Origin of the sequence: Streptomyces sp. NPDC000345 (assembly GCF_042898825.1) — a bacterium.
Taxonomy (GTDB): domain Bacteria; phylum Actinomycetota; class Actinomycetes; order Streptomycetales; family Streptomycetaceae; genus Streptomyces.
Genome location: NZ_JBIAZE010000010.1, coordinates 182850 through 208444, shown reverse-complemented (window position 1 = coordinate 208444; position 25595 = coordinate 182850). Strand labels below are relative to the sequence as shown.

Genomic DNA, 25595 nt, shown 5'->3' with positions numbered 1-25595 from the left:
GTTCTGTCACATCCGTTGACCGCATACCGTCCGGTCAGTATGTTCCCCGGAACGTCCCCACCGCACCCACTGGAGTGTGCACGCATGGACACGTTCCCCACCGCTCACCCGACTCCCACCACGGCACCCGCGACCCCCCATCGCCGCCGTGTCGCCACCGCCGCCGCGCTCGCCTCCGCAGTGGAGTGGTACGACTACTTCGTCTTCGGCATCGCCGCCGCCCTCGTCCTCGGCGACCTGTACTTCCCGGCCGGCAGCTCCACCGCCGGAGTCCTGGCCGCCTTCGCCACCTTCGCCGTCGGCTTCCTCGCCCGCCCGATCGGCGGCATCGTCGCCGGTCACCTCGGAGACAAGCGCGGCCGCAAGCCGATGCTGGTCCTCGCGCTGACGCTCATGGGCGTGGCCACGACGGCCATCGGCCTCCTGCCGACCTACGACACGATCGGTGTGGCCGCGCCGGTCCTGCTGGTCGCCCTCCGCGTCGTGCAGGGCATCGCGGTCGGCGCGCAGTGGGGCGGTGCGATGCTGCTGGCCACCGAGTACGCGCCGGAGGGCAAGCGGGGCGTCTACGGCAGCGTCGTCCAGCTCGGCGTCCCCATCGGCGTGGTGACGGCGAACACGGCCTTCCTCCTCGCCGGCGCCTTCACCACCGACAGCGCCTTCGCGGCCTGGGGATGGCGGGTCCCCTTCGTGGTCGGCCTGTTCGTGCTCGCGCTCGCCCGGTACATCCACACCCGGGTCGAGGAGACCCCCGAGTTCCGGGCCGCCGAGCGGGAGCTGGCCGAGAAGGAGAAGGCCGAACAGAGCTCCCCGCTCCGCGCGATCGTGCGCGGACACCTCGGCACGGTCCTGCTGGCCGGCGGCTCCTTCGCCGTGAACACCGCCGCGTTCTACATCCTCATCACCGGCGTCCTCGACTACACCACCCGCGAACTCGGCATGGCCCGCGGCCCCGTCCTCGCCGTCTCCCTCGGGGTCAGCCTCACCCAGCTCGCGCTGATCCCCGCCTCCGCCGCCCTCTCCGACCGCGTCGGCCGCATCCGGGTCTACGCGCTCGGCGCGGTCGGCATCGCCCTGTGGGCCGTACCGCTGTTCCTGCTGATCGACACCGGTTCCCTGCTGTGGCTGGCGGTCGGCACGTTCGTCGCGAGCTGCTTCCTCAGCATCATGTACGGCCCGCAGGCGGCCCTGTTCGCCGAACTGTTCACCCCCGAGATGCGCTACACGGGAGCCTCGCTCGGCTACCAGATCGCTGCCGTGGCCGGCGGCGGCCTCGCCCCCTTCGTGATGGTCCTGCTGCTGGAGGCGACGGGCACCTCCCTGGCGGTGTCCGCCTACATCGTCGCCCTGTCCGTGATCGCGCTGATCTCCATCAGGATCCTCGCGAACCGGGCGCCTTCACGCTGAGACGTCCTCCTCCTCGGGCCGCCGCACCGGCGCGTCGGCCCGCGGAGGCCGGGACCGCGACACCGCCACGCCCGCCAGACACAGCGCCCCGCCCGCCAGCGTGAGCACGCCGGGCACCTCGCCCAGCGTCAGCCACGACATCGGCACGACCAGCGCGGGCACGGCGTACGTGGTCGCGCCCATGCGTCCGGCGGTCGTCCGGGCCAGGGCGTACGCCCAGGTGGTGAAGGCGAGCGCGGTCGGGACGACACCCAGGTAGACCATGCCGAGGGTGGCGGACAGCGGGGCGTCGGCGGCCTCGTGGACCAGCTGCCCGGCGAACGGCAGACACAGCACCGCCCCCACCGCACAACCGAACGTCGTCACCTGCAGCGCGCCGGCGTGCCCGAGCGCCGGCTTCTGCGCCACCACCCCGCCCGCGTAGGCCACGGCCGCCAGCAGACACAGCACCACGCCGAGCAGCGAGGACCCGCCCCCGCCCGACATCGACAGCCCGACGGTCACCGCCCCCGCGAAGGACACCGCCATCCCGGCGAGCAGCCGCGGCGGCAGCCGGTCGCCGAGGAAGCGCGCGCCCAGCAGGGCGATCAGCAGCGGCCCGACGTTCACCACGAGGGCCGCCGTCCCCGCGTCCACCTGCTGCTCGCCCCAGTTCAGGACCACCATGTACACCCCGAACCACAGCACGCCCGAGACGGCGATCCCGCGCCTCGCGGCCCTCGGCGGCCACCCCTCCCGCCGGACGAGACACAGCGCCCCCAGCACCAGCGCACCGGCCAGCAACCGTCCGAGCGCCAGCGCGCCCGGCGAGTACGCGGTCCCGGCACCGCGGATCGCGACGAAGGCGGAGGCCCAGGCCAGGACCGTGAAGCCGGCCGCACCGGCGGCGAGCAACTGCGTACGACGAGCGGGGTTCATCATGCTCCCGAGGTCAGGAAGGAAGGGGGAGAGGTCCGGCGGAATGCGGACGGCGGCCTCCCCGGCGGCTCTCGGGCCGGCGGAGCCGCGGCTGCGGGCGGTCAGCTCAACGCGGCCCCCTCGATCCCCAGCAGCTCGCCCAGCGCCCGCTCGCCCGCCGGCGTCACCCGTACCGCGCGCTCGGAGCCGATCCGTACGCACCACCCCGTGTCCAGGGCGTGCCGGCACAGGGCCGCGCCCGCGACGCCCGCGAGGTGGGGACGGCGCTCGGTCCAGTCGAGACAGGCCCGGGCCAGCGGACGGCGGCCCGCCCGCTCCAGGGGGATGCCGACTCCGTCGAACCAGGCCAGGCCCGCGTCCGTCAACGTGAACCCGGCCTCCCCCGCCTTGCGCGTACGCAGCAGCCCGCGTGCCGTGAGCGCGTCGGTGACCGCGATGCCGAGCCGGCCGGCGAGATGGTCGTAGCAGGTGCGGCCGCGGGCCATCGCCGATCCGGCGGTCGCGGCCCGCAGCGTGCGCGGACGGACGGACGGGTCGGGGGCGACCTGGGCGGCGAGGTCCTCCACGAGCTGGGCGACCCCGGCGTCGGCGAGCCGTACGTACCGGTGCCGGCCCTGCCGTTCCCCGGCCAGCAGCCCGCCCGCGACCAGCTTGCCCAGGTGCTCGCTCAGCGTGGACGGGGCCACCCCCGCGTGCCGGGCGAGCTCACCGGCCGTCCACGCCCGCCCGTCGAGCAGCGCCAGCAGGCAGACGGCCCGCGTCTCGTCGGCCAGCAGCGCGGCCAGCGTGGCCAGCCCCGGAGCCCGTGCGTCCCTGGTGGTCATGGATCCCAGCATGGGGGACGGACACTTCGGCGCGCGCCGAACTTTTCAGGCCAGCTGCCGGTGCTGCAGCGCGAGCCCGTCCAGCAGGGCCGCCAGGCCCGTCTCGAACGCCCGCTCGTCGATCTTCTCCTGCTGCTCGGCGAGCAGGTGCGCCTGGCCGAGATGGGGATAGTCGGCGGGGTCGTAGGCGCTCGCGTCGTCGACGAAACCGCCGGCGAACGAGCCGAGCGCGGAGCCCATGATGAAGTACCGCATCAGCGCGCCGATGGAGGTGGCCTGCGCGGGCGGCCAGCCGGCCGCGACCATCGCGCCGTAGACGGCGTCGGCGACCCTGAGGCCGGCCGGGCGGCGGCCGGGGCCCCGGGCGAGGACCGGGACGATGTTCGGGTGGTCGCGCAGGGCGGCCCGGTAGGAGACCGCCCAGTCGTGCAGCGCGGTCCGCCAGTCCCGGTCGTCCTCGAACATCGACAGGTCGATCTGGGCGCTCACCGAGTCGGCGACGGCCTCCAGGATCTCGTCCTTGGTGCGGAAGTGGTTGTAGAGCGAGGGCCCGCTGACCCCCAGTTCGGCGGCGAGCCGGCGCGTGGAGACGGCCGCCAGGCCCTCCGCGTCCACCAGCGCCCGTGCGGTCTCGACGATCCGGTCGGTGCTGAGAAGGGGCTTGCGCGGTCGGGCCATGGCGCACATAGTAGGGCTGCGACCTGGAAACTAGCAGTGCTAATTTAAAAGTCCGGCTTTCAAAGGCCTTGCTCCGCCTTTCAAGCCCTTCCTCTGTGAGGTGATCTCGTGGTGAACCTGGGGCTCAGCGACGAGCAGGAGGCCGTCCGGCGGCTCGCCCGGGACTTCGTGGAGCGGGAGATCACTCCGCACGTCGTCGCCTGGGACCGCGCCGAGGAGGTCGACCGGGGCGTCGTGAAGAAACTCGGCGAGGTCGGCTTCCTCGGTCTGACGATCGACGAGGAGTACGGCGGCTGCGGCGGTGACCATCTCGCGTACTGCCTGGTCACGGAGGAGCTGGGACGCGGCGACTCGTCCGTGCGCGGGATCGTCTCCGTGTCCCTGGGACTGGTCGCCAAGACGATCGCGTCGTGGGGGAGCGAGGCGCAGAAGCGGCGCTGGCTGCCGGGCCTCACCTCCGGCGCCCAGGTCGGCTGCTTCGGCCTCACCGAGCCCGGCACCGGCTCGGACGCCGGCAACCTCGCCACCCGCGCGGTCCGCGACGGCGACACGTACGTGATCAACGGCAGCAAGATGTTCATCACCAACGGCACCTGGGCCGACGTCGTCCTGCTCTTCGCCCGCTCCACGGACGCGCCCGGCCACAGGGGCGTCTCCGCCTTCCTGGTCCCCACCGACACCCCCGGCCTCACCCGCCGGACCGTCCACGGCAAGCTCGGCCTGCGCGGCCAGGCCACCGCCGAGCTGGTCCTTCAGGACGTGCGGGTGCCCGCCTCCGCACTGCTGGGCGAGGAGGGCAAGGGCTTCTCCGTGGCCATGTCGGCGCTCGCCAAGGGCCGGATGTCGGTCGCCGCGGGCTGTGTGGGCATAGCCCAGGCCGCCCTGGACGCGGCGGTGCGCTACGCGGGCGAGCGTGAGCAGTTCGGCAGGACCATCGCCCACCACCAGCTGATCCAGGAGCTGATCAGCGACATCGCCGTGGACGTCGACGCGGCCCGGCTGCTGACCTGGCGGGTCGCCGATCTGATCGACCGCGGGCTGCCGTTCGCGGTGGAGTCCTCCAAGGCCAAGCTCTTCGCCTCCGAGGCCGCCGTCCGCGCCGCGAACAACGCCCTGCAGGTGTTCGGCGGTTACGGCTACATCGACGAGTACCCGGCGGGCAAGCTGCTGCGCGACGCCCGTGTGATGACCCTCTACGAGGGCACCAGCCAGATCCAGAAGCTGGTCATCGGACGGGCGCTGACCGGGGTCTCGGCGTTCTGAGTACCCCTCTGAGTACGCGTACGGATGTGGCGCGGGCCACGCCGGCGGGATCCTTCCCGCATGAGTGACACACCGGTCAAGCAGCAGAACACGGCCGCCTTCTACGGACAGGCCGTCGCCTCCTTCGCCATCGCCATCGCGGCCACGGCGATCGGCATCTACCAGCTGAACACCGATGCCTGGGTCCGGGCGTTCCTGGCGATCGCGGTCCTGTACCTCGTCACCTCCGCCTTCACCCTGTCGAAGGTGATCCGCGACCGCCAGGAGGCCGGGACGATCGTGAGCCGTGTCGACCAGGCCCGCCTGGAGAAGCTGCTCGCCGAGCACGACCCCTTCGAGAAGATCTGAGGGTTTACCCTCGGCCGAGCGGCCAGGCTAAGCAACCGCTCACCTTCGGCGGTATGGTGGAGCGACTGTACCGAGAGGGGCGAGCGAGGGATGAGTACGGCTCAGGAGACGGCCGGCGGCGAGATCGAGCCGTGGGAAGAGGTCACCCCCGACGCGGCCCGGCGACTGCTCGTCGCCGCCGTGGAGGCCTTCGCCGAGCGCGGATACCACGCGACGACGACCCGCGACATCGCGGGCCGTGCGGGTATGAGCCCGGCCGCCCTCTACATCCACTACAAGACCAAGGAAGAGCTGCTCCACCGCATCAGCCGGATCGGCCACGACCGCGCGCTGGGCATCCTGCGCACGGCGGCGGCCGGTGAGGGCAGCGCGACGCAGCGGCTCGCGGACGCCGTGAGTTCGTTCGTCCGCTGGCACGCCGGACGGCGCACCACCGCGCGGGTCGTCCAGTACGAACTGGAGGCCCTCGGCCCCGAGGCCCGTGCCGAGATCCTCGCGCTGCGCCGGCAGGTCGACGCCGAGGTGCGCGGGATCATCGAGGACGGTGTGGCGGCGGGCGAGTTCGAGGTCCTGGACATCCACGGGACCACGCTCGCCGTGCTCTCCCTCTGCATCGACGTGGCCCGCTGGTTCAACGTCGACGGTCCGCGCACGCCCGACGAGGTCGGCGAGCTCTACGCCGACCTCGTACTGAGGATGGTGGGCGCGGCGAGGTAGGGCCGCGCCCCGGGCCTACAGGTAGTACCGGGAGACGGACTCCGCGACGCACACCGGCTTGTCCCCGCCCTCGCGCGCCACGCTGAAGGCGACGGTCACCTGGATGCCCCCGGTCACGTCCTCGACCCCGGTGATCGTCGCGGTGGCGCGCAGCCGGGAGCCGACCGGGACGGGCGAGGGGAAGCGCACCTTGTTCGTCCCGTAGTTGACGCCCATCTTCACGCCCTCGACCTTGATCAGCTGCGGCCCGAACAGCGGCAGCAGGGACAGGGTCAGGTACCCGTGCGCGATGGTCGTCCCGAACGGCCCGGCGGCGGCCTTCTCCGGGTCGACATGGATCCACTGGTGATCGCCGGTGGCCTCGGCGAACAGATCGATCCGCTTCTGGTCGACCTCCAGCCAGTCGGTGTGTCCCAGCTGCTCGCCCACCGCCGACTTCAGTTCCTCGGCGGACGTGAAGATCCTCGGCTCTGCCATGTGTCTCCGGCCCTCTCCCACGATGTCATGCTAAGCGACTGCTTAGCATGGTGGGGATGAGGGCCCGTGTCAACGATGGGTAGGGTTCGAGGGGTGCCCCAGATTCCCGAGAAGATCCACGAGCTCACGGTCGGCCAGCTCTCCGCCCGCAGCGGCGCCGCCGTCTCGGCCCTGCACTTCTACGAGTCCAAGGGCCTGATCACCAGCCGCCGCACCGCGGGCAACCAGCGCCGCTACCACCGCGACACGCTCCGCCGGGTCGCCTTCGTGCGCGCCGCCCAGCGGGTCGGCATTCCCCTGGCGACGATCCGTGACGCCCTCGCCGCCCTCCCCGAGGAACGCACCCCCACCCGGGAGGACTGGGCCCGTCTCTCCGAGACCTGGCGGGCGGAACTGGACCGGCGCATCCAGCAGCTCAACCGCCTCCGCGACCACCTCACCGACTGCATCGGCTGCGGCTGCCTCTCCCTGGACACCTGCGTCCTGTCCAACCCCGACGACGTCTTCGGCGAACGCCTGACGGGCTCGCGGCTGCTGGCGGAGAGGAGAAAGGGCTGACGCCGGCGAGGACGGTGACACGGACGCGGGACGCCGGACGGCTGCGGGTCGGTCGTGGCCGGTCGGGTGAGCCGCGGGCAGTCGTGCCGCTGGGGCGGCACGGGTGGGCGCGGCGGCACCCCGCCGACGCCGGGCCGCGTCCTCCGCCCCGCCCCTCCCCGGGCGCCCTACTCGTACTCCGTCCCGCCCTTGCGCGTCAGATACGCCCCGCTCACCGCCTTGGCGATGGCCCGGCCTCCCGTCACCGGGCTGTACCGCTCGACCGCCGGCCGGATCACCACACCCTCCCGCAGATGCAGCTCCCGCCCGGACACCGTCTCCCGCCCGGACGCGATCTCCAGCACCCGATCGCTGTCGTACGGCCCCTCGTACAGCCGGGGCACCAACGGCAGCTCCTCGCCGAGGACTTCGGCCGCGTCCAGCCACCGCACGGTGCCGTCGATCTCGGCGGACACGTCGAACACCGCGTACCCGAGCGTGTCGCGCCGCCCGTCCGCGCCGTACGTCAGGTCCTGCACACCCGCGCCGTACACCTCCCCGAAGACCCCGACCCGGCGCGCGCCCAGCCGCTCGGCGAGGCGGGCCGCGACCTCGGCGACGCCGTGACCGCGCACGGCCCGCCAGTACAGGTTCCGCGGATCCTCCACCAGCGCCAGCGACTTCGCACCGAAGCCCTTCGAGGACACGTACACCCGCCCCTCGCCGGCCACATACGTCAGCAGGCACGCCGAACCGTGCAGCTTCTCCGTCAGGACCACCGGCTCGCCGGGCTCGAAGATGTCCGGGTGGCGCTGGATGTTCTCGATGTCGACCCAGGGCAGCAGATCCTCCGCCGCCTCGACGTCCCCGCTCATGGTCGGCGGGATCGGCGGCACCCACTTCACGATGCCGAGCCGCTCCGCGAAGTCGGTTCCCTCCGCCGCCGCCCGCACCAGGTCGACGTCCGCCAGCGCCTTGGGCCGGCACACGATCCCCTGGGACAGCTCGCCCCGCAGCCGCACCGCCTTGACCCGGTCGGACCTGCTGCCCGCCAGCCGCCCGGTGAGTCCCAGCTCCTCGACCAGCTCGACGGGGAGCACCGCCTGCTCGGGGATGTAGAGGGCGGCCTCGCCGGTGCGGTACGCGCCCTTGGCGACGACGGCCCGGTACAGGCCGACCTGGGCCAGCTCGAGGGCGTCGGCGTTGGGATGCTCGTGCACGGTCAGCACTTCGGCGGTGACGCGCAGCGTCGACATGTGGGGCTCCTTCGATGCCTCAGTTCGGTTTCATCACCCTCAACTCTCCACAGGGGAAAGGGCTGGAGCGAGCCGATTAGCGGCTGGTAACGTCACGCCCTTCGGCGGCGCGCCCGTGTGCGCGCAACGCCGCCACCGCCAACTCGGCGTTGGAGCGGGCCCGTTGACCGTCCGGCAGGACCAGGGTGTCCTCCAGGTCCACGCGGGTCGCCAGGCCCGGCCTCCCCGCGAGCCGCAGCACCGGCCACGCCCCGCCCTCCTCGCCGTGCAGCAGCACGGGCCGGCCGTGCGCGTCACCCAGCTCGGCCGGCAGGGCCCGCGCCGACGCCTCGGCGGTCTCCGGGTCCGGATCCGTCACCTGCGCGAGCACCCGCGGCACCTTCGGCGCCGAGGGGGACCCGGCGAACCGGGCGGCACCGTCGGTCCCGGACCGGATGCCTGCCTCCACGCCCGCGCCGAGGGCGATCAGCTGCTCGGCGACCTCCTGCGCGCCCGGCTCGTGCCCGTTGACGGAGGCGAAGTCGGGCAGCACGGACCACCCGCCCACCCGGGACATCCGCGCCACGGGATCCGGCTCGGCCCAGGCGCCCGCGGTCACGCCGACCGGAACCGACACCCGCCGTCGCAGGGCGTGGACGACCACCGCGACGACGCGCGGGGACAGACTCTCCCGTCCGCACGGCGTCCGGGGATGGACATGGACCTCCGTGGCCCCCCCGCCGCGACGGCCTCGGCCGCCGACTCGGCGAGCGCCTCGGGCGACAGGGGTACGCACATGCCGTCGGCGCCCTCGCGGCGCCCGTCGAGACACACCTGCGCCATGACTCGATGGTGCCGGTCGCCACGGACGACGCCCGTGTGGGCCGGAGCCGGCGGAAACGGGGGGTGCGGCATCCCCGGCGCACCCCCGCCGTGCTCTCGGAGGGACATCGATGAGTGGGACATCGATGAGAGGGACGTCAGGCGGACATCAGCAGCCGTCCGCGCCGGGCGTACGCCAGTGCCTCGGGTGTCAGCACGGGCCGCGGCACGAGGATGCCGCAGTCCGAACAGACGGGACCCGTCGACGGTTCGTGGTCCAGGTCGTACTTCCACCGCAGCCGTTCGCCGCCGCAGACCGGGCAGGAGCAGCCCGGTTCGCGCTCCAGCGCGCTGATCAGCCGGCGCAGCACCTCGGCCAGCGGTTCACGGGGGTGGACCCGCGGGTCGTCGCACCACGCGACGCCGAAGCCGCCCCAGGTCAGCCGGTGCCAGTCGTCGACACTGCCCGGCCTGCGCAGCCCGTCGTGCTTCTCCTTCTTGCGCCGCTCGGCGAACTCGACCTCGTAGGCCAGCCACACCGCGCGCGCCTCCTCCAGCTCGTCCAGCGCGGCCACGAGCCGCGCTGGGTCGGGGGAGCGGTCCTCGGGTCCGAACCCGGCCCGGGAACACAGGTGGTCCCAGGTCGCCCTGTGCCCGTAGGGGGCGAACCGCTCAAGGCACTTGCGGAGCGAGTAGCGCCGCAGTGCCAGATCGCACCGGGCGTCTCGTACCTGTCTCGCCAGACTCCGGAAACCGGCCATCGCCTTGCACCTCCGTCACATCTGCACCTGTACTTCGGTCACTTCGGCGTCGTCGTACGGACGTCGTCGAATAGACGTATCGACATGCGATTCGGCTCCCTTCGTTTTCCAGTGGCCGCCACCCGCCGAAAACTTGACGCATGTTCATCTTCAATCCCGGGGATACCGCCGGTAACCTTCCGCCGACTCCCCCGTCGCTAGGAGCAGCCCATGCCACGGCGAACCCCCCGCTTCACTCTCGACAGACTGAGAACTCCCGGCAGATTCCCCGGGTTCCTGAAGACCGCTTCCGTATGCGCCCTTGTCGCAGGTCTTTTGTCGCCACTTGCCCGGACCGCGTCGGCGGCCGAGGCCACGGCGGCGAACGACTACTGCGGTGGGCAGTGTTCCGACATCCTGCCGCCCGGCGAGAACGGCAACGCCACCCTCGCGCAGATCCTGCTCAACCAGGCCTTCGGCACCCAGCCCGACCATGCCGAGGACCAGCTCGGCCCCTACGCCAACCTGGCCAAGGGCTATCCCACCCTCACCAACGCCACGATCAACACCTTCTTCAACGACGCGTCGTTCGGTGTCGCCTCCGATCAAGTCGCCTCCACCACGAATCCCGCGGGCCGCAGCGACGTGACGATCGTCCGCGACAAGAAGACGGGCGTTCCGCACATCACCGGTACCACCAGATACGGCACCGAGTTCGGCGCCGGGTATGCCGCCGCCCAGGACCGGCTGTGGCTGATGGACGTCTTCCGCCATGTCGGCCGCGGCCAGCTCACCGCCTTCGCCGGCGGCGACCCCTCCAACCAGGGTCTCGAGCAGCAGTTCTGGCGCAACGCTCCGTACACCGAGGCAGACCTCCAGGCCCAGATCGACAACGCCGTAGCCGCCAACGGCGCCCGCGGTCAGCAGGCACTCGCCGACGCGAACGCCTACCTCGCCGGCGTCAACGCGTACATCGACGCCTCCGACAGCGGCCGCTACTTCCCCGGTGAGTACGTCCTGACCGGCCACAAGGACTCAATCACCAACGCCGGCACCATCGACCACTTCAAGATCACCGACCTGGTGGCGCTCGCCTCGGTGATCGGCGCGCTCTTCGGCTCCGGCGGCGGGGGCGAGGTCAACAACGCCATCTCGCTGCTCGCCGCGCAGGAGAAGTACGGCGTCACGGAGGGCACCAAGGCCTGGGAGGCGTTCCGCGAGCGCAACGACCCCGAGGCCGTCCTCACCGTCCACAACGGCGAGAGCTTCCCGTACGGCGCCAAGCCCGACACCGCGCAGGGCCAGGCGCTGCCGGACTCCGGATCGGTCAGCACCCAGCCGCTGGTCTACGACGCCACCGGCACCGGCGGCGACCAGAGCGCCTCCGCCGCCGCCGAGGCCGCCACCGCGACCGCCCTCAGCTCGGCCAGGCGCGGCATGTCCAACGCCCTCGTCGTCAGCGGCAAGGCCACCGCCGGCGGCCACCCCATCGCCGTCTTCGGCCCGCAGACCGGCTACTTCGCCCCGCAGCTGCTCATGCTCCAGGAGATCCAGGGCCCGGGCATCAGCGCCCGCGGCGCCTCCTTCGCGGGCCTGAGCATGTACGTCGAACTGGGCCGCGGCCAGGACTACGCGTGGAGCGCCACGACCTCCGGCCAGGACATCATCGACACCTACGCGGTCGAACTGTGCCAGGACGACTACCACTACCTCTACCGCGGCACCTGCACGGCCATGGACGTGGTCGAGCAGAAGAACTCCTGGAAGCCGACCACCGCCGACGGCACCGCGGCCGGCTCCTACACCATGCGCGTGTACCGCACGAAGTACGGCCCCGTGGAGTACCGCGCGACCGTCGGCGGCAAGAAGGTCGCCTACACCACCCTGCGCTCGTCGTTCATGCACGAGGCCGACTCCATCATCGGCTTCCAGATGCTGAACGACCCGGACTACGTCAAGAGCCCGCAGACCTTCCAGAGCGCGGTGCAGCACATCAACTACACCTTCAACTGGTTCTACGCGGACTCCACGCACACCGCGTACTACAACAGCGGGGACAACCCGGTGCGCGCGACCGGCGTCGACTCCGAGTTCCCGGTGTGGGCGCAGGCGGCGTACGAGTGGAAGAACTGGGTGCCGGCCACCAACACGGCCGCCTACACGCCGGCCTCGGAGCACCCCAACTCCATCGACCAGGACTACTACATCTCCTGGAACAACAAACAGGCCCTGGACTACACCACCGCCTCCTGGGGCGACGGCTCCGTCCACCGCGGCAACCTCCTCGAGGACCGGGTGAGGAAACTGGTCGCGGCCGGCGGCGTCACGCGCGCGTCGCTGGTGAAGGCGATGGCGGACGCGGCGCTCGCGGACCTGCGTGCCGAGGACGTCCTGCCGGACCTGCTGAAGGTGATCAACAGCTCCACGGTCACCGACTCCACGGCGGCGGCCGCCGTGAGCAAACTGCAGACCTGGCTCACGGCCGGCGGCAAGCGCACGGAGACCTCGGCCGGTTCCAAGACGTACGCCGACGCCGACGCGATCCGCATCCTCGACGCCTGGTGGCCCCTGCTGGTGAAGGCGGAGTTCGAACCGGGGCTCGGTACCGGCCTGTACACCGCGTTCACCGCCAACCTGCCGGTCGACGAAGCCCCCTCGGCCGCCCACGGCCCGACCGGGGCGCACGCCGGGAGCTCCTTCCAGTACGGCTGGTGGAGCTATGTCGACAAGGACATCCGGGCCGTGCTCGGGGAGTCGGTGCGGGGCGCCCTGCCGCAGAAGTACTGCGGCGGCGGCACCCTCAGCGGCTGCCGGGACGTCCTGATCAGCACCCTGAAGACGGCGGCCGGCAAGACCGCGGCCCAGGTCTACCCGGGTGACGACCTGTGCTCGGCGGGCAACCAGTGGTGCGCCGACTCGATCGTCCAGCGCACCCTGGGCGGCATCAAGCACTACAACATCAGCTGGCAGAACCGGCCCACCTTCCAGCAGGTGGTCGAGTTCACCTCACACCGGTAGGTCCCGCGGCGGCGGGCCGTCCTGGGCGATACGGCCCGCCGCCAGCACCACCCGCGCCAGTTCGGGGTGCACGATGTCACTGTGCGCCCCGGCCGGCGCCCCGCCCCGTCGGACCACCTCGGCCACGTCCACGTTCACACACCCCGACACCGGCAGTTCCCCGGCCAGCGCCTCGGCGAGGCCGTACCCGCGCGTGCCCGGCACCGACTGCACCCCGTCGTGCCCCATGGCCCCCCACTTGGTGCCCAGCACGCCCCCGACGCTCAGCACGGCGGCCCCGGGCTCGGGGAGCACCCCCTGCGCGTCCCGCGCCATCCGGGAGGCCAGCGGGTACATCGTGCTCAGCGCCGAGTCGTGCCGCGAGTAACAGCACACCAGCGGTCCGTCGATCCGGTTCTGCTGCCCCTGCAGCACGCCCCCCGCACGCGGGTCGTGCGGCAGCCGGGCGGCGAACGCGTAGTGCGAGAAGGCCCCTTGGAGCAGGGTCACCGACTTCACGGTGCGCACCCCGTCGGGCAGCCCGCGCAGCGCGAACGACACCAGCCGCCCGCCGAAGCTGTGCCCCACCAGATGCACCCGCACCCCGGGCACCGCACGCGCCAACCGCCCGATCAGCGGCCCGAGACCGCGCTCGCCGACCGTCCCCGCGCGCCGCTTCATCGCGTAGTACGTCGCCTGCCGCAGCAGCTCGTGCGCCCCGTCCCACGGGTTGGGGATGCCGAACTCCCGCTGCTCATCACCGCATTCGAGCCGCGCCAGCGCCGCAGCGAACTCCCCGCAGACCTCCGCGGCCGGACCGGCGAACATCCTTGGCTCGTCCTGCGGCACACCCTCCGCCAGCGTGTCCGCCGCGAACAGCGCCTGCGGACCCGGCGGCACCGCGTCCACCAGCAGCCGCACCAGCCGCCCGAACTCCTCCAGCTCGCTCTCCTCCGGCGGCCGCTGCTCCAGCATCCGCGCGATCTGGTCGACCACCGTGGCCCGGCCCGGGAACGTCTCCAGCAGGGCGTGCCTGGTGTCCTCGTCGAGCGCCGGACGCCGGGACGTCTCCGCCGCGACGGACCGCGGGAAGTCGGGGATCGGCTCGTCCGAGAACCGCATCGACGGCCACACCACGCCCGCGTACCCGATCCTGGCCGCGGCCGGGGCCAGGCGGGGGATCGGCTCGAAGAAGCGGCTGTAGAGGCGGTGGGCGCCGGAGCGGTCGTTGTTCCAGCCGTGCGAGAAGACGATCAGATCACGGATCCCGTGCCGCTTCGCCCCGGCCAGCAGCCGGTCCCGCTGTGCCGCGTCGACGTCGCCGTCCGCGTCGAAGGTCAGCTCCCAGTACGGACTCACGCTCATCGTCGGCTGTGCCATGGCAGGCTCCTGTCCCCCGAAGCGGTGCGATGTGGGGCGCATCGTCCTGCTAACCGGTGAACTTGGCCATACGTCACGCCGCGTCGCACACGTACGCTCCTGGGGCGGCACTTTCCCTCAACATACCGACCGGTTAGTCTGTCTCTTGAGCCGATTCGCGCGCGTCGAAGGAGACCGATGGTGGGAACCGTGCAGGATGCCGGAGTGGTCGTCACCGGAGCGGGAGGCGGGATCGGGGCCGCGCTGGCCCGCGGGTTCGCCGCCGAAGGGGCCCGGGTCGTCGTCAACGACCTGGACGCCGGCCGTGCCCGGACCGTCGCCGACGAGATCGGCGGGATCGCGGTCCCCGGCGACGCCTCGGCGGTCATCGAGCAGGCCCGGGAGGCACTCGGCGGCACCGTCGACGTCTACTGCGCCAACGCCGGAGTCGCCTCCGGCGGCTCGGAAGCGGCCGACGAGGCCGTCTGGGCGCGGGCCTGGGACGTCAACGTGATGGCCCACGTCCGCGCGGCCCACGCCCTGCTCCCGGACTGGCTGGAGCGCGGCAGCGGCCGGTTCGTCTCCACCGTCTCCGCCGCCGGACTGCTCACCATGATCGGCGCCGCGCCCTACAGCGTCACCAAGCACGGCGCCTACGCCTTCGCCGAGTGGCTGTCGCTCACCTACCGCCACCGCGGGATCAAGGTCCACGCCATCTGCCCCCAGGGCGTCCGCACCGACATGCTGGACGCCACCGGCAGCGCGGGCGACCTGGTGCTCAAGCCGACCGCGATCGAGCCGCAGGACGTCGCGGACGCCCTGTTCAAGGGGATCGCGGAGGACCGTTTCCTGATCCTGCCGCACCCCGAGGTCGCCGGTTACTACCAGGTGCGCGCCGGCGAGCCGGACCGCTGGCTGGCCACCATGAACCACATCCAGCAGAAATGGGAGGCCGCCGAGTGACCCCGCCCGCCTCCCGTTACGCGGCCAGGCCCTGGCTGGACCTCCTGGACGACGCCCAGCGCGCCCCGGTCGCGCCGGACGACTCCCTGGTGCACGCCCTGCGCCGGTCCGCCGCCGAGGCCCCCGACCGCACCGCCCTCGCCTACTTCGACGGGCGGCTCAGCTACCGCGAGGTGGACGAGCTCAGCGACTCCGTCGCCGGCCACCTCGCCGCCCGCGGCCTGGAGCGCGGCGACCGGGTGGCCGTCCTGCTGCAGAACTCCCCGCACTTCGTCCTCGCCCTGCTCGGCGCCTGGAAGGCGGGCGCGACCGTCGTCCCGGTCAACCCCATGTACAAGTCGGGGGAGGTCACCCACGTCCTGCGGGACGCCGAGGCGGCCGCGCTGGTCTGCTCCGACCGGGCCTGGGAGTCGTATCTGCGGGACACGGCGGCCGACTCGCCGGTGCGGATCGTGCTCACCGCGTGCGAGCTGGACTTCCAGACCCGCGGGGACGCGCGCGTGCTGACCTTCGAGCGGCTTCCGCAGCCGCCCGACGCCGACGACCTCACCGCCGCCGCCCGGGCCGGCCACCAGGCACCCGAGGGCCGCGGCCTCACCCCCGCCGACATCGCCCTGATCAGCTACACCTCGGGCACCAGCGGCACCCCCAAGGGCGCGACGAACACACACCGCAACATCATGACCAACGCCGAGCGGCAGCGCGTCGGCCTGCACCTGCCCGACGCGCCGGTCTACTACGCCCTCGCACCCCTGTTCCACATCACCGGCATGGTCTGCCAGCTCGGCGCCTGCCTGAACAGCGCGGGCACGCTGGTGCTGACGTACCGCTTCGAGGCGGGTGTGGTGCTGGACGCGTTCGCCGAGCACCGGCCGCACTACACCGTCGGCCCGTCCACGGCCTTCATGGCGCTGGCCGCCCACCCGGCCGCGACCCGGGAGCACTTCTCCTCCTTCGTGAACATCTCCTCGGGCGGCGCCCCCGTGCCGCCCGCCCTGGTGGAGAAGTTCCGCGCGGGCTTCGGGCCGTACATCCGCAACGGCTACGGGCTCACCGAGTGCACCGCCCCCTGCGCCACCGTCCCGCCCCAGCACGAGGCACCGGTCGACCCGGCCTCCGGCACGCTCGCCGTGGGCGTGCCCGGGGCCGACACGGTCGTACGGATCGTCGACGACCAGGGTGCGGAGGTGCCCTTCGGGGAGCAGGGCGAGATCGTCGTACGGGGGCCGCAGGTGGTCCCCGGCTACTGGCGGCGGCCCGACGCGACCGCCGTGACCTTCCCGGACGGCGAACTGCGCACCGGCGACATCGGGTTCATGGACGAGCGGGGCTGGCTCTACGTCGTCGACCGCAAGAAGGACATGATCAACGCCTCCGGCTTCAAGGTGTGGCCGCGCGAGGTGGAGGACGTCCTGTACACCCATCCGGCGGTGCGGGAGGCGGCCGTCGTCGGGATCCCCGACGGCTACCGCGGGGAGACCGTCAAGGCGTACATCAGCCTGCGTCCCGGCGCGGCCGCGGATGCCGATACGCTCACCGCCTACTGCAAGGACAGACTGGCGGCCTACAAGTATCCGCGTCAGGTGGAGATCCTGCCCGACCTGCCGAAGACGGCAAGTGGGAAGATCCTCCGTCGGGAACTGCGTTCCCGCGCGCACGACGGCCAGTGAGGCCACGCCGGCAAGGCGAGGAACGACAAGGAAGGCGGGTGGCGGCAGTGCCCAGGACGACGGACGGCGGAGAGGCCCCTGTTCCGCAACGGCTCCTTGCCGCCGCCACCCGGCTCTTCGCCGAGCAGGGCTACGACCGCACCTCCGTCCAGGAGATCGTCGAGGCGGCCGGCGTCACCAAGGGAGCGCTGTACCACTACTTCGGATCCAAGGACGACCTGCTGCACGAGGTGTACGCGCGCGTGCTGCGCGTCCAGCAGGAGCGCCTGGACGCCTTCGCCAACGCCGACGAGCCGATCGAGAAGCGGCTGCGGGGCGCGGCGGCGGACGTCGTCGTCACGACGATCGAGAACCTCGACGACGCGATGATCTTCTTCCGCTCGATGCACCATCTGAGCCCCGAGAAGAACAAGCAGGTCCGCGCCGAGCGCCGGCGCTACCACGAACGCTTCCGCGCGCTCGTCGAGGAGGGCCAGGAGGCCGGCGTCTTCTCCACGGCGACACCGGCCGACCTGGTCGTGGACTACCACTTCGGGTCCGTGCACCACCTGTCGACCTGGTACCGCCCCGACGGCCCGATGAGCCCGCAGGAGGTCGCGGACCACCTGGCGGACCTGCTGCTGCGCGCCCTGCGGCCGTAAGGCGCCGCCCCCGGCCGGCCGAGAGGCGCGCCCGGGCAGCGACGGGACGGGCGGGGGCGGTGGGGGCGGACCCCCCCGGCCGCCCCCGCCGCCCCCTGCGGGGTCACAGGTACTTCTTCAGCTCCCGCCGCGCCAGCGACCGCTGGTGCACCTCGTCCGGCCCGTCCGCGATCATCAGCGTGCGCGCACCGGCGTACAGCTCGGCCAGCGGGAAGTCCTGGCTCACCCCGCCCGCGCCGTGCAGCTGGATCGCGCGGTCGATGATGTCGACGACCGCGCGCGGCGTCGCGATCTTGATGGCCTGGATCTCCGTGTGGGCACCCCGGTTGCCGACGGTGTCCATCATCCAGGCCGTCTTCAGCACCAGCAGCCGCAGCTGCTCGACCGTCACGCGCGCGTCCGCGATCCAGTTGTGGACCACGCCCTGCCGCGCCAGCGGGCCGCCGAAGGCGGTGCGGGAGACGGCCCGGCGGCACATCAGCTCGATCGCCCGCTCCGCCATGCCGATCAGCCGCATGCAGTGGTGGATGCGGCCGGGACCGAGCCGGGCCTGGGCGATGGCGAAGCCGCCGCCCTCCTCGCCGATCAGGTTCGTCACCGGCACCCGCGCGTGGTCGAAGACCACCTCGGCGTGGCCGCCGTGGTAGTGGTCCTCGTAGCCGAAGACCTTCATCGCGCGCGTGACCGTGACGCCCGGGGTGTCGCGCGGCACGAGCACCATGGACTGCTGGCGGCGGATGTCGTCGCCGTCCGGGTCCGTCTTGCCCATCACGATGAAGATGGCGCAGTCCGGGTTCATCGCGCCGGAGATGTACCACTTGCGGCCCGTGATGACGTACTCGTCGCCGTCCCGCTCGATGTGCGTGGTGATGTTGGTGGCGTCGGAGGAGGCCACCTCCGGCTCGGTCATCGCGAACGCCGAGCGGATCTCACCGGCCAGCAGCGGCTCCAGCCACTGCTTGCGCTGCCGCTCGTCGCCGAACTGGGCGAGCACCTCCATGTTCCCGGTGTCGGGCGCGGCGCAGTTCAGGGCCGTCGGCGCCAGCTGCGGGGAGCGGCCGGTGATCTCGGCGAGGGGCGCGTACTGGAGGTTGGTGAGGCCGGCGCCGTACTCGGCGTCGGGGAGGAAGAGGTTCCACAGGCCCTGCCTGCGCGCCTCCGCCTTCAGCTCCTCCACCACGGCCGGGGTGTCCCACGGGGACGCCAGCGCGGCCCGCTGCTCCTCCGCGACCGCCTCGGCCGGGTACACGTGCTCGTCCATGAAGGCGAGCAGCTTGGCGCGCAGTTCCTCGGTGCGCGCGTCGAACGCGAAGTCCATGGCCGTCAGCCTTCCTGGAGAGTGGTCAGTCCGTGGGCGATGAAGACGGGGACGAGCTCGCCGATCCGGTCGAAGCCGCGCCCGACCGTCTGGCCCAGCGTGTAGCGGTAGTGGATGCCCTCCAGGATCACGGCGAGCTTGAACCAGGCGAACGCCGTGTACCAGGAGACGTCCGAGACGTCGCGCCCCGAGCGCGCCGCGTACCGCTCGACCAGCTCGGCGGGGGAGGGGTGGCCGGGGGCGGAGGCGGTGGTGGAGACGGGCGAGTGCGGCACCTCCAGCGGCACGCTGTACATCACCAGCAGGCCCAGGTCGGTCAGCGGGTCGCCGAGCGTGGACATCTCCCAGTCGAGGATCGCCTTGATGCGGTCGTCGTCGCCGATCAGGACGTTGTCCAGGCGGTAGTCGCCGTGCACGACCGCGGGCGCCGGGGAGCCGGGCAGCGCGCGGCCGAGCGCCGCGTGCAGCTCGTCGATCCCCGCCAGGTCGCGGCTGCGGGAGGCGTCCAGCTGCTTGCCCCAGCGGCGCAGCTGGCGGTCCAGGAAGCCCTCGGGACGCCCGAAGTCGGCCAGCCCCACCTCGGCCGGGTCCACCGCGTGCAGTTCGACCAGGGTGTCCACCAGTGACAGCACCGCACCCCGGGTGCGCTCCTCGCCGAGCGGGGCGAGTTCGGCGGCCGTGCGGTAGGGGGTGCCCTCGACGAAGTCCATGACGTAGAAGGGCGCCCCGGGCGCCGCCCCGTTCTCGGGGTCCTCGCACAGCAGCACCGGACGCGGCACCGGTACCTCCGTCGGGTGCAGCGCGCTGATCACCCGGTGTTCTCGCTTCATGTCGTGCGCGGTGGCCAGCACATGGCCGAGCGGGGGACGCCGTACGACCCACTTGCCGGTGCCGTCCCCGACCTCGTACGTGAGGTTCGACCGGCCGCCTTCGATGAGCCGGCCGGTGAGGGGGCCGGAGACCAGACCGGGGCGCTCGCGTTCCAGGAGGGCGCGCAGCCGGTCGAGGTCGAGTCCGGGCGGGTGGTCGGGGCTCATGAAGTCGCTCCTACGGACGGGTGAACGAGACTCGTCCTATCATGCCGACCGGTCGGTATGTAGTCCAGTGGTCGCACCGAACGTGATCGGGCCCACCCTAGGACGAGGGCCGTCCGGGGGAGAAGCGGGAGGAGCCGGGGCATGCGATTTCCGGTCGCGCCGTGACGGCGTCCGCCGGACAGACTCCCACGAGGACGGCGCATCCGCGGGCATCCGGGTTGCGTGGCGTTCGCGCACGCCGGAGGGTCGTGGCCATGAAGGCGATCAGCTACAGCCGCTACGGCGGTCCCGACGTGCTCGAGTTCGGCGAGGTGCGCGACCCCAAGGTCGGGCCCGACTCGGTGCTGGTCAAGGTCCGGGCGGCGGCCGTCAACCCCGTCGACTGGAAGGCCCGCGAGGGCTATCTCGACGGCATCTTCGACGCCGTCTTCCCCGTGATCCCGGGCTGGGACGTCTCGGGGGTCGTCGTCCAGCCCGGCGTGGCCGTCGCCGAGTACGCCGTCGGCGACGAGGTCATCGGATACGTCCGCGAGGACTTCCTCTCGCGCGGCACCTTCGCCGAGTACGTCGCCGCCCCCGTGCGCACCCTCGCCCGCAAGCCCCGCAACCTCACCTGGGAGGAGGCCGCCGGGCTGCCGCTGGTCGGCCTCACCGCCTACCAGGTGCTCACCAAGGCACTGCGGGCCAAGCGGGGCGAGACGCTGCTCGTGCACGCGGCCGCGGGCGGCGTCGGCTCGATCGCCGTGCAGTTCGCCCGGCACATCGGCGCGCGGGTGATCGGTACGGCGAGCGAGGCCAACCACGACTTCGTCCGCTCGCTGGGCGGCGAACCGGTGACCTACGGCGAAGGGCTCGCCGAACGGGTGCGCGGGCTGGCCCCCGAAGGCGTCGACGCGGTCTTCGACACCGTCGGCGGCGAGACGCTGAAGGTCTCCGCCCAGCTGCTGGCCCCGGAGGGCCGCCTGGTGTCGATCGCCGACCCGGACGTCGTCGGCTACGGCGGCCGCTACTCCTTCGTGCGCCCCGACGCCGACGACCTCACCCGGCTGGCGGAACTGGCCGAACAGGGCGTGGTCTCCGTCCACGTCTCCGAGACGTTCCCCCTGGACCGCGCCGCCGACGCCTACCGCCTCAACCAGGAGGGCCGCACCCGCGGCAAGATCGTGATGACGGTCGACTGGGAAACGGAGAACCCGCCGACCTAGCCGGACGGCGCCCGCGGTGCCGGGCGGACGGTGGGCGGGGTCAGAGCACCAGGGCCGCTGCGCACATGGCCGTGGCCAGGGCGCACAGGACCGCGGCCGTGGCCTGGCGCGGGGTGAGGGGCGTCGGGGCCGGGGCCGTCGTCAGGGTGCGGATCCGGAGGTGGGCGAGGCGGAGGAAGGCCAGCCACAGCGCGCAGCACAGGGCGCAGGCGATGATCCCGGCGGCCGTCGGGCCGCCGTGCAGCGCGGTCTTCACGGCGAGCACGGTGGCGACGGTGCCCGACAGGGTCGTACGACGCCAGGCCAGCCGGGTCCGTTCCGGCTGCAGCCCGGGATCCCGGTCCGGTGCGCCGCTCATCCGGCCCACCCGGCCAGCACCACCACGACCATCGCCACCGCCACCAGCGCGACCACCACGCTCAGCAGCGCCGGGAAACGGGACGTGGGCAGATCCTCGCCCCGGCGCATCGCCCGCTCGCAGCGCATCCAGTGGTTCACCGCACGCAGCGAGCACAGCACACCCGCCGCGAGCAGCGCCAGCGCGAGACCGACCCGCCAGCCCCAGCGCAGGTCCGGCAGGAACTGGTCCACCGCGAACCCCCCGCCGATCAGCGCGAGCGCGGTGCGCAGCCAGGCCAGGAAGGTGCGCTCGTTGGCCAGCGAGAACCGGTAGTCCGGCGTGCTGCCCTCCTCCCGCACCTGCTCGGGCGCGAACCACAACCGGACGTTCCGTACGAACTCGATCACCCGCAGGACCCTACCCGGCGCCCGCCGGACCGGCGTTGTCGGTGCTGCCCGCTACGGTTGCGGGGATGGAGGTCCCCACGGCACTGGCCGGGTACGCGATGCCCGGACACGGCATCGTTCCCGCCGAGCACCACCTCGGACTGCCCGGATTCTGGCCGGCCCACCTCGGCGCGTTCTGGGGCGACTTCGCGTACGACCCCGAGCCGTTCGGCGCGGACGCGGCGGACGTGGACGCGGCCCTGGAGGCGCTCCATGACACCACGCGGGTGTGGCCCGCGTACCGGATACCGCTCCCGCTCGGCCAGGTGTGGATCGTGCACCGCAACCTCCCGGGCGACCCCGGAGTCGACTACCTGCGCACCGATCCCCGGCTGCCGGGCGTCCAGCGCCTGGCGTCGATCGACGGACACTGCACCGGCCCCGGCCTGTCCTGGCCCGACCTGCTCGCCGTGGCCGACGCGGCACCGCCCGACGGCGAGGGCGTGCGCGACCCCGACCAGCGGCTGCTCCTGCTGCTCCCCGCCCACGGCGACGCGGACACGCCCGTCCAGCAGGCCCTGGAGAGGCTGGCGGCCGCGCTCGTCGCCGTGGGCCTGGACCCGGAGGCGGCGCCCGGCGCGGCGGAGCGGCTGCGCACGCATCCCCTCTGGGAGAGCCCGTCGTGGGACGCCCCCGGCAGCACCCCGCTCAGCGGCGGAAGCGCGGCGCGGTCACCCGTACACCAGTCCCTGCCCGGCCGGCTCAGCCTGCCGAGCCCGTCCCCCGGTGCTCCCTGAGCCGCTCGTAGGCCGCCAGCCCGTCCGGCACCCACTCCCACGCGGACAGGCGCCGCTCGACCTCCTCCTCGGGCAGGAAGTCGTGCCAGGCCACCTCCTCCACCTGCGGACTGACCGGCAGATCGCAGCGGACCTCGTACACGGCCGACCACCAGCTCCCGCCGGCGCCGCCGTCGTAGAGGAACTTGAAGAGGAACTCCGGGCGGGGCAGCCCGCTCACCCCCAGCTCCTCCTCGGCCTCGCGCAGGGCCGCCTCGTCGTAGGCCTCGCCCGCGCCGACCACCCCGCCGACGAACATGTCGTACAGGGAAGGGAAGACCAGCTTGGCCGGGGTACGGCGATGCACGAAGATCCGGCCCTCGGCGTCCCTGGCCTGGACGAACACGCAGCGGTGGCGCAGCCCCTCGGCATACGCCCGCCCGCGCGGGGCCTGTCCGACGACCTGGTCGTTCTCGTCGACGATGTCGAGGATCTCGTCAGCAGCGCTCATGGGGCCATCCAAGCAGGCGCGCCCACGGCGGAGACGGACCGGACCCGGGCCGCGGCTACTGCGGCTGCAGGCTCGGCACCTGCTCCCGCGGCGCCACGCCCCGGGGCATCGCCGGATGCAGCCCGAGGAGCACGATGCCCGCGACGACCGCCGCGAGACCCGCGGCCTCCCAGGCCAGCGCGCCGGTGTCGGTACGCAGCTGGTCGCCGAGGAAGCCCACCCCGCAGATGATGCCGGCGAGCGGCTGGGCCGCGGTCAGCGCGGGCAGCGACATGCGCAGCGGCGCCGTCTCGAAGGCGCTCTGCACCAGCACCAGACCGCTGACGCCGAGGGCGAGCACCGCGTACGGCTGCCAGCCGGTCAGCAGTTCCCCGAGACCGCCCGCGGCGAAACGCTGGCCGCTCACCCTGGTCAGGGCGTCCTGGACGCCGTAGAGCAGACCGGCCGCGAGGGAGAGCAGGACCGGGCCCGAGCTGAGCCGCGAGCGCTTGGCGTAGGTGGTGAGCAGCAGGGCCAGGCCGACCATCACACCGATGATCAGCCAGTGGCGCAGCGGGTCGCCGACCGCGCTGCCGCCGCGCGGCTCACCCGCCACGATGAAGGCGCTGACGCCGCCCGCGAGCAGCACGAGGCCCGCCCAGCCCTGGCGGCCCAGCGGCTGCTTGGTCTGGTGCCGCGACAGCGCGAGGGCGAAGAGCAGGTTCGTGGCGAGCAGCGGTTCCACCAGGGAGATCTCGCCCTGCCCGAGGGCGATCGCGCCCAGCACCATGCCGGCCACCATCAGGGCGATACCGCCCAGCCAGCGCGGCACCTTGATCAGGTCCAGCAGCAGCCGGGGCGAGAGGAAGTCGCCGAGCGGTGCCTTCTGGGCCGCGTTCTGCTGGAGCACGAACCCGAAGCCCAGGCAGCAGGCGGCGCTCACGGCGAGAACAAGAACCAGAACCGACACGCTGCGTACCTCGATCATCCGGTCGGACCACGGACGGGGTGCGTAGTGGCCGACTGTAGCTTCCCGGCGCCCTGGCTGCCCCGGGAGCGCCCGGAAATCTGCTTCCGGGAGTACCCGGATGCGCCCGGGCTACCCGGAAACCGGGCGGTTGACTCGGTCAGCGGCACCCGACGGACAGGGCCCGAGGGCGCGGGGACCGTATGGCCATGGTGTGGGCTGCCGCCCGGCCGCGCCATGGCGTACGCCACATCACGGCGGCCGCGGTCCGCCCACAGGACGCCCCACCAGCGGGAGGACATGCCAAGTTCCGCTTTCCTCAAGGAACTTGACGCCTGTCACATTCCCCCGGCCCTTGACGGGGGCGTTGGCTGGGGATTTGCTGTGCGTGATCGGCCGATCGCGGGCCGATGCCAGAGCCGCCGCCGAGGAGGATGAGGAAGTCCCGCGGTGCCCCTACTCCCACGCTCCCGCCGCGGCCGCGGACGTGCCGCCGCACGGACCCCCGACCCGGCTCTCGACGACACCGAACTGGGTGCCGCCCGAGCCGCGTTGTCCCAGGGCCGCTGGCAGGCCGCCCGCTCCCTGCTCGCCCGCACGGGCGACGACTGGGACCGCCGCGCGCACCGCGTCGCCGTCCTCGCCCTCGAACCGTACGCCGCCGCCTGGGCCCGCGACTGGCTGCTCGCCGAACCCGGCTGCGCCGACGGACACGTCCTGCACGCCCTCGCCCGGGTGCGCCGCGCCCTGCGCGGCAAGGAGAACCCGGCCGTCGCCCGCCGGGCCTGCCGGGACGCCGCCGCGCTCGCGCCCGCCGACCCCACCCCCTGGCTGGGCCTGCTCCTGCTGGAACGCGACGGCGGCGCGGAGGCCGTCCGGATCTTCGAGGAGATCCGGGCCCGCCACCGCGACCACCACCACGCGCACCATCTGATGGTCGCCCGGCTCGCCGAGCGCCGCGCGGCCACCGGCCCCGACCCGCTGCACGAGGTCTACGACTTCGCCGCCTGGGCCGCCGAGCAGGCACCCGCGGACTCCCCGCTGGCCATCCTCCCGGTGGTCGCGCACGCCGAGCGCTACCGCGTCCTGGCCGCTCACGGCTTCGCGCCCGCCGACCCGGCCGCCTGCGGGCACTGGCGGGACGCCCGGGCCCGGGACGTGATGAAGGCCGCCTTCGACTGGTGGCTGGAGTGGGAGCACGACGGCCACCCCCGCCGGCTGGTCGACCTGAACTTCCTCGCCCACGCCAAGGTCTGCGAGGGCCGGGGCGCCGAGGCGGCCGCCCTGTTCCAGCGCATCGGCGACCACCTCACCCCCGAGCCGTGGTCCTACCCGGACCGCGACCCCGGCCGGGCCTTCCGCGCGGCCCGCGCCGCCGCCCTCGGGCTGGGAGCCGGGTGAGCAGTGATGACGGAAGAGAAGTGATGACGGAAGTCTGACGGCTGCCGGGAAACCTGGCCCGGCCCGGCCGGCGGGTGTT

25 protein-coding genes and 1 pseudogene are annotated in these 25595 nt (G+C 72.7%); 12 read left to right on the top strand and 14 right to left on the bottom strand.

What is annotated here, in order from left to right; all coding sequences use genetic code 11:
- Window positions 1-84 precede the first annotated feature (84 nt).
- Window positions 85-1407 (top strand): MFS transporter, encoded by a 1323-nt coding sequence (locus tag ACFY30_RS24855; protein ID WP_390847330.1) that lies wholly within the window; start codon window positions 85-87, stop codon window positions 1405-1407.
- Here ACFY30_RS24855 and ACFY30_RS24850 read toward each other — a convergent pair.
- The 3 genes from ACFY30_RS24850 to ACFY30_RS24840 all read right to left on the bottom strand — a co-directional run bounded on the left by ACFY30_RS24850 (window position 1399) and on the right by ACFY30_RS24840 (window position 3827).
- Window positions 1399-2328 (bottom strand): DMT family transporter, encoded by a 930-nt coding sequence (locus tag ACFY30_RS24850; protein ID WP_390847329.1) that lies wholly within the window; start codon window positions 2326-2328, stop codon window positions 1399-1401. The genes ACFY30_RS24855 and ACFY30_RS24850 overlap by 9 nt on opposite strands.
- A gap of 98 nt (window positions 2329-2426) precedes the next feature.
- Window positions 2427-3149, bottom strand: a complete 723-nt coding sequence (locus tag ACFY30_RS24845) for an ArsR/SmtB family transcription factor (protein WP_390847328.1) — start codon at window positions 3147-3149, stop codon at window positions 2427-2429.
- 45 nt (window positions 3150-3194) lie between these two features.
- Window positions 3195-3827 (bottom strand): TetR/AcrR family transcriptional regulator, encoded by a 633-nt coding sequence (locus ACFY30_RS24840; RefSeq protein WP_390847327.1) that lies wholly within the window; start codon window positions 3825-3827, stop codon window positions 3195-3197.
- A 111-nt stretch (window positions 3828-3938) separates the two neighbouring features.
- On the opposite strand from ACFY30_RS24840, the gene ACFY30_RS24835 reads away from it, so the two are divergent.
- From ACFY30_RS24835 to ACFY30_RS24825, 3 genes are all read left to right on the top strand, one after another.
- A complete protein-coding gene (locus ACFY30_RS24835) occupies window positions 3939-5090 on the top strand; it encodes an acyl-CoA dehydrogenase family protein (protein ID WP_390847428.1) in 1152 nt (383 codons plus the stop codon).
- A gap of 60 nt (window positions 5091-5150) precedes the next feature.
- Window positions 5151-5438, top strand: coding sequence for a YiaA/YiaB family inner membrane protein (locus tag ACFY30_RS24830; RefSeq protein ID WP_390660717.1), 288 nt, complete (start codon window positions 5151-5153; stop codon window positions 5436-5438).
- A 90-nt stretch (window positions 5439-5528) separates the two neighbouring features.
- Window positions 5529-6155, top strand: a complete 627-nt coding sequence (locus ACFY30_RS24825; protein WP_390847326.1) for a TetR/AcrR family transcriptional regulator — start codon at window positions 5529-5531, stop codon at window positions 6153-6155.
- A 15-nt stretch (window positions 6156-6170) separates the two neighbouring features.
- Here the strand turns inward: ACFY30_RS24825 and ACFY30_RS24820 are convergent, their stop codons facing one another.
- Window positions 6171-6632 (bottom strand): MaoC family dehydratase, encoded by a 462-nt coding sequence (locus ACFY30_RS24820; protein WP_390847325.1) that lies wholly within the window; start codon window positions 6630-6632, stop codon window positions 6171-6173.
- A 93-nt stretch (window positions 6633-6725) separates the two neighbouring features.
- Between ACFY30_RS24820 and soxR the strand changes: the two genes are divergently transcribed.
- The gene (soxR, locus tag ACFY30_RS24815) at window positions 6726-7190 is read left to right on the top strand and encodes a redox-sensitive transcriptional activator SoxR (RefSeq protein WP_390847324.1); all 465 of its coding nucleotides are present in this window, start codon (window positions 6726-6728) and stop codon (window positions 7188-7190) included.
- A gap of 167 nt (window positions 7191-7357) precedes the next feature.
- Here soxR and ACFY30_RS24810 read toward each other — a convergent pair whose 3' ends face one another.
- The 3 genes and pseudogenes from ACFY30_RS24810 to ACFY30_RS24800 all read right to left on the bottom strand — a co-directional run bounded on the left by ACFY30_RS24810 (window position 7358) and on the right by ACFY30_RS24800 (window position 9987).
- On the bottom strand, window positions 7358-8425 hold the full coding sequence (locus tag ACFY30_RS24810) for an RNA ligase (ATP) (protein WP_390847323.1): 1068 nt from the start codon (window positions 8423-8425) through the stop codon (window positions 7358-7360).
- A 76-nt stretch (window positions 8426-8501) separates the two neighbouring features.
- Window positions 8502-9247: pseudogene (locus tag ACFY30_RS24805) on the bottom strand (3-keto-5-aminohexanoate cleavage protein).
- Window positions 9248-9384: 137 nt separating this feature from the next.
- Window positions 9385-9987, bottom strand: coding sequence for a hypothetical protein (locus ACFY30_RS24800; RefSeq protein WP_390847322.1), 603 nt, complete (start codon window positions 9985-9987; stop codon window positions 9385-9387).
- A gap of 210 nt (window positions 9988-10197) precedes the next feature.
- On the opposite strand from ACFY30_RS24800, the gene ACFY30_RS24795 reads away from it, so the two are divergent.
- A complete protein-coding gene (locus tag ACFY30_RS24795; RefSeq protein WP_390847321.1) occupies window positions 10198-12984 on the top strand; it encodes a penicillin acylase family protein in 2787 nt (928 codons plus the stop codon).
- On the opposite strand, the gene ACFY30_RS24790 is transcribed toward ACFY30_RS24795, so the two are convergent.
- Entirely contained in the window at window positions 12973-14343 is a 1371-nt protein-coding gene (locus ACFY30_RS24790) for a serine-threonine protein kinase (protein WP_390847320.1), read from the bottom strand. The genes ACFY30_RS24795 and ACFY30_RS24790 overlap by 12 nt on opposite strands.
- A gap of 177 nt (window positions 14344-14520) precedes the next feature.
- On the opposite strand from ACFY30_RS24790, the gene ACFY30_RS24785 reads away from it, so the two are divergent.
- The 3 genes from ACFY30_RS24785 to ACFY30_RS24775 are packed head-to-tail and all read left to right on the top strand — an operon-like array spanning window position 14521 to window position 17596.
- Entirely contained in the window at window positions 14521-15285 is a 765-nt protein-coding gene (locus tag ACFY30_RS24785; protein ID WP_390847319.1) for an SDR family oxidoreductase, read from the top strand.
- Window positions 15267-16955 carry a class I adenylate-forming enzyme family protein gene (locus tag ACFY30_RS24780; protein WP_390847317.1) on the top strand — a complete coding sequence of 563 codons (1689 nt, stop codon included), beginning with the start codon at window positions 15267-15269 and terminating at the stop codon, window positions 16953-16955. Before ACFY30_RS24785 ends, ACFY30_RS24780 begins: the two co-directional genes overlap by 19 nt.
- A 47-nt stretch (window positions 16956-17002) precedes the next feature.
- Window positions 17003-17596 (top strand): TetR/AcrR family transcriptional regulator, encoded by a 594-nt coding sequence (locus ACFY30_RS24775; protein WP_390660935.1) that lies wholly within the window; start codon window positions 17003-17005, stop codon window positions 17594-17596.
- 103 nt (window positions 17597-17699) lie between these two features.
- On the opposite strand, the gene ACFY30_RS24770 is transcribed toward ACFY30_RS24775, so the two are convergent.
- Together ACFY30_RS24770 and ACFY30_RS24765 are read right to left on the bottom strand one after the other, a co-directional pair.
- Entirely contained in the window at window positions 17700-18914 is a 1215-nt protein-coding gene (locus ACFY30_RS24770) for an acyl-CoA dehydrogenase family protein (RefSeq protein ID WP_390847316.1), read from the bottom strand.
- Window positions 18915-18919: 5 nt separating this feature from the next.
- Window positions 18920-19951: a phosphotransferase family protein gene (locus tag ACFY30_RS24765; RefSeq protein WP_390847315.1), complete on the bottom strand. Its 1032-nt coding sequence runs from the start codon at window positions 19949-19951 to the stop codon at window positions 18920-18922.
- 254 nt (window positions 19952-20205) lie between these two features.
- On the opposite strand from ACFY30_RS24765, the gene ACFY30_RS24760 reads away from it, so the two are divergent.
- Entirely contained in the window at window positions 20206-21156 is a 951-nt protein-coding gene (locus ACFY30_RS24760; protein ID WP_390847314.1) for an NADP-dependent oxidoreductase, read from the top strand.
- A gap of 40 nt (window positions 21157-21196) precedes the next feature.
- Here the strand turns inward: ACFY30_RS24760 and ACFY30_RS24755 are convergent, their stop codons facing one another.
- Both ACFY30_RS24755 and ACFY30_RS24750 read right to left on the bottom strand, forming a co-directional pair.
- Window positions 21197-21514 (bottom strand): DUF202 domain-containing protein, encoded by a 318-nt coding sequence (locus tag ACFY30_RS24755; protein WP_390847313.1) that lies wholly within the window; start codon window positions 21512-21514, stop codon window positions 21197-21199.
- Entirely contained in the window at window positions 21511-21903 is a 393-nt protein-coding gene (locus ACFY30_RS24750) for a YidH family protein (protein WP_390847312.1), read from the bottom strand. Before ACFY30_RS24750 ends, ACFY30_RS24755 begins: the two co-directional genes overlap by 4 nt.
- 65 nt (window positions 21904-21968) lie before the next feature.
- Between ACFY30_RS24750 and ACFY30_RS24745 the strand changes: the two genes are divergently transcribed.
- A complete protein-coding gene (locus tag ACFY30_RS24745; RefSeq protein ID WP_390847311.1) occupies window positions 21969-22679 on the top strand; it encodes a hypothetical protein in 711 nt (236 codons plus the stop codon).
- On the opposite strand, the gene ACFY30_RS24740 is transcribed toward ACFY30_RS24745, so the two are convergent.
- Window positions 22645-23169 (bottom strand): NUDIX domain-containing protein, encoded by a 525-nt coding sequence (locus tag ACFY30_RS24740; RefSeq protein ID WP_390847310.1) that lies wholly within the window; start codon window positions 23167-23169, stop codon window positions 22645-22647. The genes ACFY30_RS24745 and ACFY30_RS24740 overlap by 35 nt on opposite strands.
- Before the next feature lie 55 nt (window positions 23170-23224).
- Window positions 23225-24118, bottom strand: coding sequence for a DMT family transporter (locus ACFY30_RS24735; protein WP_390847309.1), 894 nt, complete (start codon window positions 24116-24118; stop codon window positions 23225-23227).
- Window positions 24119-24565: 447 nt separating this feature from the next.
- Between ACFY30_RS24735 and ACFY30_RS24730 the strand changes: the two genes are divergently transcribed.
- The gene (locus ACFY30_RS24730; RefSeq protein WP_390847308.1) at window positions 24566-25516 is read left to right on the top strand and encodes a hypothetical protein; all 951 of its coding nucleotides are present in this window, start codon (window positions 24566-24568) and stop codon (window positions 25514-25516) included.
- The last annotated feature ends 79 nt before the right edge of the window (window positions 25517-25595 follow it).

Coding starts and splice junctions, on each gene's coding strand:
- ACFY30_RS24845 (WP_390847328.1), bottom strand. CDS start 3,149: ATGACCACCAGGGACGCACGGGCTCCGGGGCTGGCCACGCTGGCCGCG.
- ACFY30_RS24780 (WP_390847317.1), top strand. CDS start 15,267: ATGGGAGGCCGCCGAGTGACCCCGCCCGCCTCCCGTTACGCGGCCAGG.
- ACFY30_RS24800 (WP_390847322.1), bottom strand. CDS start 9,987: ATGGCCGGTTTCCGGAGTCTGGCGAGACAGGTACGAGACGCCCGGTGC.
- ACFY30_RS24855 (WP_390847330.1), top strand. CDS start 85: ATGGACACGTTCCCCACCGCTCACCCGACTCCCACCACGGCACCCGCG.
- ACFY30_RS24850 (WP_390847329.1), bottom strand. CDS start 2,328: ATGATGAACCCCGCTCGTCGTACGCAGTTGCTCGCCGCCGGTGCGGCC.
- ACFY30_RS24770 (WP_390847316.1), bottom strand. CDS start 18,914: ATGGACTTCGCGTTCGACGCGCGCACCGAGGAACTGCGCGCCAAGCTG.
- ACFY30_RS24745 (WP_390847311.1), top strand. CDS start 21,969: ATGGAGGTCCCCACGGCACTGGCCGGGTACGCGATGCCCGGACACGGC.
- ACFY30_RS24785 (WP_390847319.1), top strand. CDS start 14,521: ATGGTGGGAACCGTGCAGGATGCCGGAGTGGTCGTCACCGGAGCGGGA.
- ACFY30_RS24760 (WP_390847314.1), top strand. CDS start 20,206: ATGAAGGCGATCAGCTACAGCCGCTACGGCGGTCCCGACGTGCTCGAG.
- ACFY30_RS24810 (WP_390847323.1), bottom strand. CDS start 8,425: ATGTCGACGCTGCGCGTCACCGCCGAAGTGCTGACCGTGCACGAGCAT.
- ACFY30_RS24820 (WP_390847325.1), bottom strand. CDS start 6,632: ATGGCAGAGCCGAGGATCTTCACGTCCGCCGAGGAACTGAAGTCGGCG.
- ACFY30_RS24765 (WP_390847315.1), bottom strand. CDS start 19,951: ATGAGCCCCGACCACCCGCCCGGACTCGACCTCGACCGGCTGCGCGCC.
- ACFY30_RS24755 (WP_390847313.1), bottom strand. CDS start 21,514: ATGAGCGGCGCACCGGACCGGGATCCCGGGCTGCAGCCGGAACGGACC.
- ACFY30_RS24825 (WP_390847326.1), top strand. CDS start 5,529: ATGAGTACGGCTCAGGAGACGGCCGGCGGCGAGATCGAGCCGTGGGAA.
- ACFY30_RS24795 (WP_390847321.1), top strand. CDS start 10,198: ATGCCACGGCGAACCCCCCGCTTCACTCTCGACAGACTGAGAACTCCC.
- ACFY30_RS24830 (WP_390660717.1), top strand. CDS start 5,151: ATGAGTGACACACCGGTCAAGCAGCAGAACACGGCCGCCTTCTACGGA.
- ACFY30_RS24840 (WP_390847327.1), bottom strand. CDS start 3,827: ATGGCCCGACCGCGCAAGCCCCTTCTCAGCACCGACCGGATCGTCGAG.
- ACFY30_RS24790 (WP_390847320.1), bottom strand. CDS start 14,343: ATGGCACAGCCGACGATGAGCGTGAGTCCGTACTGGGAGCTGACCTTC.
- ACFY30_RS24740 (WP_390847310.1), bottom strand. CDS start 23,169: ATGAGCGCTGCTGACGAGATCCTCGACATCGTCGACGAGAACGACCAG.